The sequence below is a fragment of the Micromonospora sp. NPDC049374 genome (assembly GCF_040677165.1).
Lineage (GTDB): Bacteria > Actinomycetota > Actinomycetes > Mycobacteriales > Micromonosporaceae > Micromonospora.
Genome location: NZ_JBFAQH010000005.1, coordinates 362,234 through 374,528 on the forward strand (window position 1 = coordinate 362,234; position 12,295 = coordinate 374,528).

General features: G+C 73.9%; 12 protein-coding genes and 1 tRNA gene. 4 read left to right on the plus strand and 9 right to left on the minus strand.

Features of this window, described 5'->3' with window-relative positions; translation table 11 throughout:
- Window positions 1-49 precede the first annotated feature (49 nt).
- The 3 genes from AB0J93_RS11950 (at window position 50) to AB0J93_RS11960 (ending at window position 1,719) form a co-directional block, all read left to right on the plus strand.
- The gene (locus AB0J93_RS11950) at window positions 50-931 is read left to right on the plus strand and encodes a universal stress protein (RefSeq protein ID WP_363920857.1); all 882 of its coding nucleotides are present in this window, start codon (window positions 50-52) and stop codon (window positions 929-931) included.
- A gap of 111 nt (window positions 932-1,042) precedes the next feature.
- Window positions 1,043-1,258, plus strand: coding sequence for a phosphatidylethanolamine-binding protein (locus AB0J93_RS11955; protein WP_093402425.1), 216 nt, complete (start codon window positions 1,043-1,045; stop codon window positions 1,256-1,258).
- Window positions 1,255-1,719 carry a hypothetical protein gene (locus AB0J93_RS11960; RefSeq protein ID WP_363920860.1) on the plus strand — a complete coding sequence of 155 codons (465 nt, stop codon included), beginning with the start codon at window positions 1,255-1,257 and terminating at the stop codon, window positions 1,717-1,719. Before AB0J93_RS11955 ends, AB0J93_RS11960 begins: the two co-directional genes overlap by 4 nt.
- 8 nt (window positions 1,720-1,727) lie before the next feature.
- On the opposite strand, the gene AB0J93_RS11965 is transcribed toward AB0J93_RS11960, so the two are convergent.
- On the minus strand, window positions 1,728-1,928 hold the full coding sequence (locus tag AB0J93_RS11965; protein ID WP_363920862.1) for a hypothetical protein: 201 nt from the start codon (window positions 1,926-1,928) through the stop codon (window positions 1,728-1,730).
- A gap of 129 nt (window positions 1,929-2,057) precedes the next feature.
- Between AB0J93_RS11965 and AB0J93_RS11970 the strand changes: the two genes are divergently transcribed.
- Complete coding sequence (locus AB0J93_RS11970) at window positions 2,058-2,705, plus strand: hypothetical protein (RefSeq protein ID WP_363920864.1); 648 nt, start codon at window positions 2,058-2,060, stop codon at window positions 2,703-2,705.
- Window positions 2,706-2,711: 6 nt separating this feature from the next.
- On the opposite strand, the gene AB0J93_RS11975 is transcribed toward AB0J93_RS11970, so the two are convergent.
- The 8 genes from AB0J93_RS11975 to fdh all read right to left on the minus strand — a co-directional run bounded on the left by AB0J93_RS11975 (window position 2,712) and on the right by fdh (window position 11,823).
- Window positions 2,712-2,897: a hypothetical protein gene (locus AB0J93_RS11975; RefSeq protein ID WP_363920930.1), complete on the minus strand. Its 186-nt coding sequence runs from the start codon at window positions 2,895-2,897 to the stop codon at window positions 2,712-2,714.
- A gap of 71 nt (window positions 2,898-2,968) precedes the next feature.
- The gene (locus AB0J93_RS11980) at window positions 2,969-3,166 is read right to left on the minus strand and encodes a hypothetical protein (protein ID WP_093402430.1); all 198 of its coding nucleotides are present in this window, start codon (window positions 3,164-3,166) and stop codon (window positions 2,969-2,971) included.
- Window positions 3,167-3,211: 45 nt separating this feature from the next.
- Entirely contained in the window at window positions 3,212-4,966 is a 1,755-nt protein-coding gene (gene selB, locus AB0J93_RS11985; protein ID WP_363920867.1) for a selenocysteine-specific translation elongation factor, read from the minus strand.
- 2 nt (window positions 4,967-4,968) lie between these two features.
- Window positions 4,969-6,273 carry an L-seryl-tRNA(Sec) selenium transferase gene (gene selA / locus AB0J93_RS11990; RefSeq protein WP_363920869.1) on the minus strand — a complete coding sequence of 435 codons (1,305 nt, stop codon included), beginning with the start codon at window positions 6,271-6,273 and terminating at the stop codon, window positions 4,969-4,971.
- Between the two features lie 20 nt (window positions 6,274-6,293).
- Window positions 6,294-6,389, minus strand: a tRNA-Sec gene (locus AB0J93_RS11995).
- Between the two features lie 57 nt (window positions 6,390-6,446).
- Window positions 6,447-7,466: an NrfD/PsrC family molybdoenzyme membrane anchor subunit gene (nrfD, locus tag AB0J93_RS12000; protein WP_363920871.1), complete on the minus strand. Its 1,020-nt coding sequence runs from the start codon at window positions 7,464-7,466 to the stop codon at window positions 6,447-6,449.
- Complete coding sequence (locus AB0J93_RS12005; protein ID WP_363920926.1) at window positions 7,463-8,422, minus strand: 4Fe-4S dicluster domain-containing protein; 960 nt, start codon at window positions 8,420-8,422, stop codon at window positions 7,463-7,465. Before AB0J93_RS12005 ends, nrfD begins: the two co-directional genes overlap by 4 nt.
- 107 nt (window positions 8,423-8,529) lie before the next feature.
- Complete coding sequence (fdh, locus tag AB0J93_RS12010) at window positions 8,530-11,823, minus strand: formate dehydrogenase (protein WP_363920873.1); 3,294 nt, start codon at window positions 11,821-11,823, stop codon at window positions 8,530-8,532.
- Window positions 11,824-12,295 lie beyond the last annotated feature (472 nt).

Below are 12,295 nucleotides of genomic sequence, written 5' to 3' on the forward strand. Positions count from 1 at the left end.
TACTGACCCAAACCGGTCCCGACGACGGGCCCAGCACGGGGAGGCGACGGTGAACTCGGCAAGCGGCGCGGCAGTGGTGGTCGGCGTGGACGGCTCCGAGCCCGCCCGCGCCGCGGTACGACTCGCCGCCGCGGCGGCGGCCCGCCGCGACCGCCCGCTGCGGGTGGTACACGCCTTCATCTGGCCGACGCTGCACTCCCCCATCCGGCCGGCCACGGAGAGCGCCCCCGACGGGGGTCTGCGGGCGCAGGCGGAACGGATGGTCGCCGCCGCCGTCGACGAGGCCGAGGCGACCGCGCCCGGGCTACGGGTCACCGGCGAGATCGTCGACGGTGAGGCCACGGCCGTGCTGCTCGCCGAGGCGCCCACCGCGGCGATGGTGGTGCTCGGTGACCGAGGTGGCGGCGGATTCGCCGCGCTGGTGCTCGGCTCGGTCGCGGTGAAGCTGGCCGCGTACGCCGATTGTCCGGTGCTGGTGGCGCGCGGTGCGCAGCACCCCGACGGTGCCGTGGTGGTCGGGGTGGACGGCTCCGAGTCGTCCCGCCAGGCCGTGGAGTTCGCCGTCCAGGAAGCCGCCCTGCGCGGCGCCACGGTGCTCGCCCTGCACGCCTACCGGCATCCGGTGTCCACCGGCCCGGGTCACATGCAGCCGCTGGTGTACGACGAGTCCGAGTTGCGCGCCGACGAGGACCGGGCGGTGGCCGAGTCGATCGCCGGGCTGTCCGAGCGGTACCCGGAGGTGCCGATCACCCGGGAGTCGGTGCGGGGTCGGGCCGCCCGGGTGCTCACCGATGCCTCCCGCCAGGCGCAACTGCTGGTGGTCGGGGGGCAGGGGCGTGGTGAGGTGACCGGGTTGCTGCTGGGTTCGGTGAGCCAGTCACTGCTGCACCACAGCCACTGTCCGGTCGCGGTGGTACGCGGCCCCCGGTGACCGGCCGGCACGGTTGGCGGCGGCCCAGGCGGGTAGACGGGCCGCGTACGCCATCGGCGACGACCAGAGGGGTCACCGACGCCACCGGCGACGACCAAAGAGGAGACAGCGATGCCAGGACCTCGGCCCGGCAGCAACGCCTACGACAAGCAGCGTGCCCGCCTCCGCAACGCCATCGACGGCTCGGGCCGGCGCACGCCGGACCAGAAGGCCGACGAGGCGGCCAACCGGATCCTGCGGGAGGATCGGGGCCGGCGCGGCGTGGTGCGGGGCGAACGCGCCTACGGGCCCAAGGGCAACCGCGAGCCCGGGGACCCGAAGAAGTGAGGGCAGCCGACCTGACCGACGGCCTCATCGCCGGGGCCGTCGGCACCACTGCGCTCAACATCGTCACCTACCTGGACATGACGGCCCGGGCCCGCCCGGCCAGCCAGACGCCGGAGCAGAGCGCCGGGAAGCTGGCCCGCGTCGCCCACCTGTCCCTGGGGCCGGCGCAGCAGGCGGACAACCGGCGCAGCGGCCTGGGTGCCCTGCTGGGCTACGGGCTCGGCGCAGCCGCGACGGTCGGCTTCGCGCTGCTGGCGCGGGGTCGCCGACAGCCGCTGCTGCGGGCGGCCACCCTGCTCGGCGGGGGCCTGATGACGCTGTCGGACGGATCGCTGACCCTGCTCGGCGTCACCGACCCGCGTACCTGGCGGCGCGTCGACTGGGTCGCCGACCTCGTTCCACACCTCACCTTCGGGCTGACGGCCGCAGCCACCTGGAACCGGCTGCGGCCGTCGAGGTAGGGAATCGGTCAGCGGTCGCTGTCGTCCTCGGCCACCGGCTGACCGCTGGGCCCGTACGGTGACACCTGGCCGTGCGGCACCGGGCGGCCGGTGTCCCCCGGCGACGAGCCACGGTTACGGGGGTGACCCGCCGGATCAGGGCCCTTGTTGTCCTGGCTGGTCTCGCCGAGGGCGTTGCGCCGGAGTTCCTGCTGCTGCGGGTTCGTCACGGTCGTCTCCCTTCGCCGGTACGCGGCGCGGCGCCGCGTCACCCGCGGCTTACCCGCCCCCGTCGGCGGCATTCCGGCACGGTGACCACGGCGAGGGCTAACCGGGTGGTCGGCGGGTACACCCCGAGGATGGGCGACCAACGGGCGCTGGCGCGGGCCCTGCTGACCCGCCGCACGTACGCCGAGGAGGCCGGCATCGCGCTGGCCGACCGACCGGCGCCGCTGTACCAGTTGCTGGTCCTGGTCACGTTGCTCAGCACTCGCATCAGGGCGCAGGTGGGGGTGGCGGCGGCCCGGGAACTCTTCGCGGCCGGCTACCGCACTCCGCAGGCCATGGAGGCCGCCAGCTGGCAGGAACGGGTCGACGCGCTGGGGCGCGGACACTACCGCCGCTACGACGAGCGGACGGCGACGATGCTCGGCTCCGGCGCCCGGCTCTGCCTGGACCGCTGGCACGGCGACCTGCGGCGGTTGCACCGGGAGGCGGCCGGTGAGCCGGCGCAGCTGCGGCGGCTGCTCACCGAGTTCCCTGGTATCGGGCCCACCGGCGCGGACATCTTCCTGCGTGAGGTGCAGTCGGTCTGGCCGGAGTTGCGCCCGTACGCCGACCGGCGGGCGGTGGCCGGCGCGCGGCGACTCGGTCTGCCGGCCACCACGGACCGGCTGTCCCGGCTCGTCGACGATGTCGATTTCGGCCGGCTCGCCTCGGCGCTGGTCCGGGTCGCCCTCGGCGAGGAGTCGGCCGGGCAGATCAGCCGCGGCGTGGCGGCCCGCTGAGCGCCGTCACTTCGCCGCATCGCCGCCGGGTTTGGTCAGATACCACACCAGCAGCGCCGCCAGCAGCGCCAGCACCACCAGCCCGCCGGAGAGGCCGCGACCTTCCTCCGGGGACCGGCCCGTGGTGCCGAAGTAGATCACGGCGAGGCCGGCGAGCACCGCGACGAACTTGCGGATGCCTCGGTCCTTCACAGCTGGCACCGTACGCACCACGGAACCTCTCTGGCTGGTTTATCCGGATTTATCCCCCCGGTGGGGCACGCTCAGTCGACCTCCAGGTCGTCGAGGGAGATCTTGTGACTCATCAGCCACCGGGCCAGCGCCGACATGCCGAACAGCCACAGCGGCGCGGACTCGGTGGTGCCGTTCGTCGCGTAGACGGCGAACCGCAGGTCCGGCGCGCGGTACGCCTCGATCCGCCACCGGTGCTGCCGGTCCCGCCAGACCGCGGAGGGATCCATGCCGTCACGGTAGGTGCCCGGCTGCGCCGCCGGCCGACGATGGGCTCAATCCACCACCACCCGGGCATCGTCGGGTAGCCGCCGGGTCAGTCCCTGCCGGTCCAGCAACTCCAGCAGTGGCACCGCCACCCGCCGGGTCGTGTCGAGGGCCTGCCGGGCGGCACTGAGGGTGAACGGCTGCGGCAGCCCGGTCAGCACCCGCACCGCCTGCTGCGGTGCGCCCGGCAGCAGCAGCACGTTGCCGGTCAGCCGCAGCAGCGCCCCGGCCCGCACCGCCGCACCGATCTCCCGGGTGCCGAGCCCGACGGCGGCGAGCCGGTCGGCGTCGGGGGCGCGGAACGGATGCGCCGCGTAGTCCTCGCTGACCAGGGCCAGCGCGCGGGCCACCGGCTCGGGCAACCCCGCCGCGCCGGGCGCCACCACCCGACCGGCGATCAGCCGCAGCGGCGGCCGGACCAGGGCTTCGACCAGGGACCGGTCGGGCAGATCGAGGTGTCGACGCAGTTCCTCGACCGGGGCACCCGCCGCCAGCGGATGCGTGCGGGCGTACTCGGCCACGGCCCCGGCGAGCCGGTCGCCCAGCCCCCGCCAATGCTCCGGATCGGCCAGCCAGTCACCCGCCACCGGGGTGTCCGTCACCGGTACGCCCGCCCGGACCAGGTCGCCGACCCGGACCAGGCCCCGCCGACTCAGCTCGCCGGCGAAATCGGGACGGCCGTCCAGGGTGGCCAGCACCGCCGCCCGGGCCGCCGCGGCACCCCGACGCGCCAACCGTGGCGGCAGCACGTCGAGGACGGTGACCCCGCCGGCGACGTACCGGCGGCCCGGATCGCGCAGCAACGCCCGGTCCCCGATCAGCAGCGGCAGCGGACGGCTCAGCCGCAACCGGGCGGTGTCCACGCCCAGTGGGCGGACCCGCACCGGCACCGCGGCCGAACCGACGTGCAGCGTCAGCGTCACCGGCAGCTCGGCCACCGCCACCCCGGCCAGGCGCACGTCGACCAGATCGGTGGGGCGAAACCGCCCCGGGGTGAGCAGGGCGTCGCCGCGGCTGATCCGGTCGCGGGACACGCCCCGCAGATTCACCGCCACCCGGGCCACCGGGACCGCCTCGTCACAGGCGGCACCGAGCCGATGCAGGCCACGGATCCGCACCGGTTCGCCGCTGCCGGCCAACTCCAGCTCGTCACCGACGCGCAGCCGCCCGGCGCCCAACGTGCCGGTGACCACCGTGCCGCTGCCCCGCACCGTGAAACAGCGGTCGACCCAGAACCGGACCGGTCCGTCGGGCACCGGAACCGGCATCCGGTCGGCCAACCGGTCCAGCGCGGCCCGCAGGTCGGGCAGACCGGCACCGGTGACGGCGCTGACCGTGACCGCCTCCACCGCAGCCAGCGCTGTCGCCGCCAGCTCCGACCGGGCCCTGGCCAGAGCCGCAGCCGGATCGGCCAGGTCCGCGCGCGTGACCACCAGCAGGCCGTACCCGACGCCGAGCGCGTCCAGGGCCGCCAGGTGCTCGGCGGACTGCGGCATCCAACCCGCGTCGGCCGCGACCACCACCACAGCGGCCGCCACCGGGCCCACCCCGGCCAGCATGTTCGGCACGAACCGCTCGTGTCCCGGCACGTCGACGAACGCGACGGTACGACCCGACGGCAGCGACGACCAGGCGAACCCGAGGTCGATGGTCATGCCCCGACGGCGTTCCTCCGCCCAGCGGTCCGGTTCCATCCCGGTCAACGCCCGCACCAGCGTGGACTTGCCGTGGTCGACGTGCCCGGCGGTGGCCACCACCAGCATGGTCAGTCGTCTCCCGGCACGGCCAGCACCGCCGCGCGCAGCAACCCGTCGGCCCGCTCCGGCACGCAACGCAGGTCGAGCAGCAGCCGGCCACGGACCACCCGACCCAGCACCGGCAGGTCGCCGGTACGCAGCGGGCCGGCGTACCGCTCGGGCAGGCTCAGCGCCCACGAGTCCAGTTCGACACCGGGTGCACCGCCGCCGCCGACCACCGCCACCGCCGGCACCACCTCCGCCTTGCGGCCGTCGGCGGCGAGCGCGCCGCGCAGCCGTTCGGTTCGCTCGCGCAGCACCGCCGGGTCGGCGTGCAGCGCCCGGCGGGTGGGGGTGCCCGGGGCACCGAGCGTGCCCGCGAGGGCGGCCAGGGTCAGCTTGTCCACCCGCAACGCCCGGGCCAGGGGGTGCCGACGCAGCCGCTCGACCAGGTCGGCGGTGCCGAGCAGCAACCCGGCCTGCGGGCCACCCAGCAGCTTGTCGCCGCTCGCGGTGACCAGCGCCGCCCCGGCACGCAGGGTGCTCGCGGCATCCGGTTCGTCCGGCAGCAGCGGGTCGGGTACCAGCAGCCCGGAGCCGATGTCGGCGACCACCGGCACGCCGAGCCCGGTCAGCCGCCGCACCGGCACCGCCGAGGTGAAACCGGTGACCCGGAAGTTCGACGGGTGCACCTTCAACACGAAGCCGGTACGCGGCCCGACGGCGGCGGCGTAGTCGGCGAGGGTGGTCCGGTTGGTGGTGCCCACCTCCCGCAGCCGGGCACCGGTGCTGGTGAGCAGGTCGGGCAGCCGGAAACCGTCGCCGATCTCCACCAGCTCGCCCCGGCTGACCACGATCTCGGCGTCGGCGGCGAGCGCGGTGGCCGCCAGCACCAGCGCGGCGGCACCGTTGTTGACCACGTGCACCGCCTCGGCGGCCGGTACGGCGGCGGCGAGCGCATCCAACGCGTCCCGCCCACGGCGTGCCCGCCGCCCGGTGCCCAGGTCCAGTTCGACGTCGGTGTACCCGGCGGCGGCGGTCACCGCGGCCACCGCCGCTTCGGAGAGGGCCGCCCGGCCGAGATTGGTGTGCAGCACCACCCCGGTGGCGTTGAGCACGGCCCGCGGCACGGGTGGCGGCAACGCGGCCAACGCGGCGTCGCGTACCTCGGCGGGGTCGATCTCACCCCGGCGGGCCCGTTCCTGTGCCTGCCGCACCGCGCTGCGCACCCGGTCGCGGCCGACCGCGACGGCAGCCGCCACCAACGACGGCTCAGCCAGCAGCGCGTCGGTACGCGGCACCCGGCGTCGCGGGTCGGCGCCGCCGTCGCCCATCGGTTCATCTCCTCGCAGCCTGGCGGAGACGGACGGGAATCGAACCCGCCTGGCCCGGATCCCGGACCACACCGGTTTTGAAGACCGGGAGGGGCACCAGCCGCCTGAACGCCTCCACCGGCCATTGGATCACAGCTCGGCGGCGGGTGTGCGGCCGAGGCGACGTCCCGGGGCTACCGCTCGGGCTCGGCCGCCCGCCGGTCGAGCCGGGCCCGCTGCGGCAGCACCGTGTACTTCGGATCGCGGGCCGAGGCGACACCGGCGTGGAAGACCCCGAAGCGGGTGGCCACCGAGGCGGCCAGCAACGCGGCACCGGAGACCGCCGAGACCAGTCGGCTCCGCCGGCCCAGCACCGCCCCGGCCACCCCGGCGACGGTAAGTGCCCGCCCGGCCCGCAGCAGCCGACCGGCCCGACCCGTCCGGTAGGGCTCACCCAGCAGACCGAGACGAGTCTCCACCCGGTGCGCGCCGAACAGTTCCAGTCCGGCGCCGGCCACCGCCATCCGCCGCGCCGGGCCCGCCTGACCGGGCGGCACGGCGAGCAGGCCCACTCCCGCGCCACTGGCGAGCGCGCTGCCCGCGAAAACGAACGGCAGGTCGGCGTACGCCTCGTGCCAGGACGGCACGGCCGTGTCGGCCAGCAGCACCGCGGTGTACGTGCCCAGGGCCGGCGCGGCCACCGCGGCGGCCAGCCCGGCGGCCCGCCCCACCGGCGGCAACGCCCGACGGGCCAGCCCGAGTGGACCCCGAGTGGGCAGCAGCGGCGCCACCTCGGCGACCGCGGCCAGCCCGGCGGCCGGACCGTACCCGGCGAGAATCCAGGTGCCCACCGACATGGGTGAGGTTGGCTTGGCCACCCGCAGCATGTGGTGGAACCGCTCCGGCCGGCCCAGATCCTTGACCAGCAGGCCGGCGCTGGCGGTGACCGCGGCCAGCGCGGCGACCCGGCCGGCGCGGCGCACCCCGGTGCGCCCGGTGAGCTGCCCACCCGCCGCGAGCAGGGACGAACCGGCGGCCAGTCCGCCGGTGAACAGGTAAGCGGCGATCTCCCACGTCCACACCGGCGGTTTCAGGATCGGCCGGCCGTAGTAGGAGGTGAACTCGGCCGGCGGCACGGCCAGTTCCTCACCGCCCCGGCGACCGGCCCGGAAGCGACGGAAACGGTCGCCGACGGCCGGTCGGTCCGGGTTCACCGCCGACCGCCGAGGAACGCGCCGACGGCCGCCGCCGTCATGGCCAGCGCGGCCAGCCCCGCCCGACGCCACATGGCCGGCAGGTCCCGGGTGGTGACCTGCGGATCCGGCGGCAGGCCGTACACCTCCGGCTCGTCGAGCAGCAGGAAGAACGCGCCGTCGCCGCCGACCCCGTCGTCCGGGTCGTGGCCGTAGAGCCGGGCCTGCGGCTCCCCCCGCTCCCGCAACGTGGCCACCCGCGCGGCGGCCCGTTCCCGCAGTTCGTCGAGCGGGCCGTACTGGATGGACTCGGTCGGGCAGGCCTGCGCGCAGGCCGGGGTCAGCCCCGCGCCGATCCGGTCGTAGCAGAGCGTGCACTTCCACACCCGACCGTCGTCCACCCGCCTGTCGATCACGCCGTACGGGCAGGCCGACACGCAGTAGCCGCATCCGTTGCAGATGTCCTCCTGCACCACCACGGTGCCGAACTCGGTGCGGAACAGCGCCCCGGTCGGGCAGACGTCGAGGCAACCGGCCCGGGTGCAGTGCTTGCACACGTCCGACATCATCAGCCAGCGGAAGTCGCTGCGCCCCTCGGCGCTGCCGGTACGTCCGGGTGGTCCGGCCGCCGGCATGCCGAGGAACTCGGTCATCCGGGCGGCGGCCGACGGTCCGCCGGGCAGCACACCGGGCTCGGTCCCGGTCGGGTTTGTGGTGCCGGCAGACCGGGCGGCGGATGCCGCACTTGCCGGGTCGCCGGTCGGGTTCCCGGCGAACGGCGCCGGGCCGTGACCGCCGGGCCGGGGCTGTTCGACGAAGGCGACGTGCCGCCACGAGTTCGCCGTCAGCGCGCCGGTGTTGTCGTAGGACATGCCGAGCAGGTCCAGCCCGGCGGTGGGTACCCCGTTCCACTCCTTGCAGGCCACCTCGCACGCCTTGCAGCCGATGCAGACGCTGGTGTCGGTGAAGAAGCCCATCCTCGGCGGCGCGTCGACCCAGCCGGCCGCGGTCGCCGGATCGGCCGTACCGGCAGCCGAAACCGGCAACGGCGCGGATGCGGCGGCCCGGTCACCCGGATCGGCCATCAACGGTTCCCCTCTCCGTCTTCGGTGGACCCGGGCCGCACGACCGGCACACCGGGAGTGACCGCCGGCGGTAGGGCACCCGGCACGATGCCGGCCCTGGTGCGGTAATCCTGCACCAGGTCGCGCAACGCCGCCCCGGTGGGCCGGCGACCCGGCCGCACGTCACAGGTGCCGATCTTGCTCTCCTGGATCAGGACGTTCGGGTCCAGGGTGATGCCGAACAGGTCGTTGGCCGAGTCCCCGGTGACCAGCCCCTCGAAGCCGAAGTGGTACGGCAGCCACAACTGGTGGATCACCCGACCGTCCACCGACAGCGGCACCAGCCGGTCGGTGACAAGCACCCGGGCCTCGATCGCCGCGCGGGCGGTGATCAGGTGCGCCCAACCGAGATGGGTCAGCCCGGCCAGTGCCGCCAGCTCCGGGGAGACCTCCACGAACATCTCCGGTTGCAGTTCCGCCAGCGGCGCGACGGTCCGGCTCATCCCGCCCGCGGTGTGGTGCTCGGTGAGCCGGCTGACCGTGAACACGTACGGGAAGACCTCGTCGTGCTGCTGCGGCGGGCTCGGATTCGTCGAGTTCACCGGATGGGCGTACATCTTGCGGGTCGGATTGGCCTGCTGGCCGTAGAGCGGGTTACGCACCGGCGACTCGGCCGGCTCGTAGTGCGTCGGCAGCGGCCCGTCCAGCACCCCGCTGGGCGCGTACAGCCAGCCCTTGCCGTCGGACTGCATGATGAACGGGTCGTCACCGGCCAGCGCCGCCGGACCCGTCGCGCCCTCCGGCGGCCGGTACGACGGCGGTTTCGTCACCTCGAAGTCCGGCACGTCGCGACCGGTCCACCGCCCGGCCTCGGCGTCCCACCACACGTACCGCTTCCGCTCGCTCCACGGGCGGCCCTGCGGGTCGGCGGAGGCCCGGTTGTAGAGCATCCGCCGGTTCGCCGGCCACGCCCAACCCCACTCGGCGGCCACCCAGTCCTGCTCGTGCCCGGGCCGCCGCCGGGCCGCCTGGTTCACGCCGTCGGCGTACACACCGGTGTAGATCCAGCAGCCGATCGCGGTCGTCCCGTCGTCCCGTGCCTCCGTGAACGCCGACAACGGACGGCCACTGAGCGTGTCGTATCCGTTGATCTCCCGCAGCACCGCCTCGGCGTCCGGCTCGGCGTGCCGGCCGTGCGTGGGATAGTCCCAGGTCAGGTCGAGCAGCGCGCGGTCGCGCGGCAGGGTCGAGCCGGCCAGCTTCTCCCGGATCCGGCGCCCCAGGTGGTAGAAGAACCACAGCTCGGAACGGGCGTCGCCGGGCGGGTCGACGGCCTTCTCCCGCCATTGCAGCAGCCGCTGGGTCTGGGTGAACGTGCCCTCCTTCTCCACATGGGAGGCGGCCGGCAGGAAGAACACCTCGGTGGCGCACTGCTCCGGCACGATCTCACCGGTGGCGACCTCGGGACCACGCTGCCAGAACGTCGCGCTTTCGATCATGAACAGGTCGCGGACGACAAGCCAGTCGAGGTTGGCCATGCCCAGCCGCTGGGCCCGGCCGTGCGCCGAGCCGACCGCCGGGTTCTGGCCGAGCAGAAAGTACCCCTTGACCTTGCCGTCGATCATGTTGAGCACCTGCTGGTAGGTGCCGTGATCGCCGGTCAGTCGGGGCAGATGGCCGTAGCAGAAGTCGTTGTCGGGGGTGGCCGCGTCCCCCCAGTACGCCTTCAGCAGGCTGGCGGCGTAGGCGCGGGCACCGCCCCAGAAACCCTTCTGGCTCGGGTGCCGGATGCTGTCCACCCAGGCGTCGAAATCGGGATGCCGGGCGTGGTGCGGCATCGGCAGATAGCCCGGCAGCAGGTTGAACAGGGTCGGAATGTCGGTGGAGCCCTGGATGCTGGCGTGCCCGCGCAGCGCCATCACCCCGCCACCGGGCCGCCCCATGTTGCCCAGCAGCAGTTGGATGATCGCCCCGGTGCGGATGTACTGCACCCCGACGGTGTGCTGGGTCCAGCCGACCGAGTAGATCAGGCAGCCGGTGCGTTCCCGCCCGGAGTTCTCCGTCCAGGCGCGGGCCAACTCCAGGAACTTCTCCCCGGGTACGCCGCAGACCCGTTCCACCATCTCCGGGGTGTAGCGGGCGAAGTGCCGCTTGAGGATCTGGTACACGCAGCGGGGATGTTGCAGCGTCTCGTCCCGCCGCACCTGCTGGGAGACGGGAGCACCGTGCGACTCGTGGCGCAGGCCCGCTGCGGTCTCCCGCTCCTCGCCCGTGTGGCCACTGCCGGAGTCCCGCTCGTGGCCCGCGTACTGCCAGCTGTCCTGCACGTAGCTGGCGGTCGCCGGGTCGAAGCCGGAGAAGAGACCGTCGGCGTCCTCGGCGTCGACGAAGTCGTCACTGACGATCGTCGCGGCGTTGGTGTACGCCAGCACGTACTCCCGGAAATCCAGCCCGTTGCTGAGGATGTGGTTCACCACCGCGCCCAGCAGCGCGATGTCGGTGCCCGCCCGGATCGGCAGGTACGCGTCGGCGACCGCGCTGGTACGGGTGAACCGCGGGTCGACGTGGAAGACCTTGGCCCCGCGCCGCTTCGCCTCCATCACCCACTGGAAGCCCACCGGGTGGGCCTCGGCCATGTTGGAGCCCTGGATGACGATGACATCGGCGTTCGCCACGTCCTGCTGGAAGTCCGTCGCGCCACCGCGACCGAAGCTGGCCCCCAGACCGGGGACGGTGGCGGAGTGTCAAATCCGGGCCTGGTTTTCGATCTGGAGCGCCCCCATCGCGGTGAACAGCTTCTTGATGAGGTAGTTCTCCTCGTTGTCCAGGGTGGCCCCGCCCAGGCTGGCGATCCCCAGCGTGCGGTTCAGCGGCCGACCCTCGGCGTCGACGTCCTCCCACGTGTGGGCACGGGCCGCGAGCACTCGGTCGGCGATCATGTCGAGTGCGGTGTCGAGGTCCAGGTCCTCCCACTCGGTGCCGTACGGCCGCCGGTAGCGCACCGTGGTCTGGCGCAGCGGGCTGGTGACCAGGCTCCGGCTGGCGGCGCCCTTCGGGCAGAGCCGGCCCCGGGAGATGGGGCTGTCCGGGTCGCCCTCGATCTGCGTCACCTGGTCGTCGGTGACGAAGACCCGCTGCCCGCAGCCGACGGCACAGTACGGGCAGACGGAACGGGCCACCCGGTCGGCGTCCTGCGTGCGGGCGGTCAGCGCGGCACTGCGGGTCGATTGCGCCGCGGCGCCCCGGCCCAGCGGGTCGGCACCGGTGAGCTGCCGGTAGACCGGCCAGCCCAGCAACCTGTCCCGCAGCCCCACGCTCGACACCTCCGGTCTCGACCTTAGGACAGCGCGCCGGGATCGGCGACCCACCTACCGGAACCACACCACGACGTCGCCCCCGGCCCGAGATCGGGCCGGGGGCGACGAAGGTGCCGGTGTGCAGGTCGCCTCTCGGCGAGTGGCGCGACGCGGCTCCAGCCGAACGGTATTCCGCGAAGGCAATTTAGGTGAGGCCCGGGGACACTGGATCACACCGACACCCGAGTCAACAGGTTACCCGCTCCGCTTCTTCCTACCCCTGCCGTGACCGCCGCCACAGTGGGTCTGGTGGTTTCCGAAGCTGCCGCTGGCCGGCACCCTGGTTGGGTGCCGGCCAGCGGTCTTGTTCCCCCTGTGGAGGAATGTCTTCGGTTGTCAGCTGTTCCAGTGTTGGGTGACGAGGTCGGCGGCCTGCTGTTCCCACTGGGCGTAGTGGTCGGGGTAGGCCGACACCTGCACGGTCTGCGCG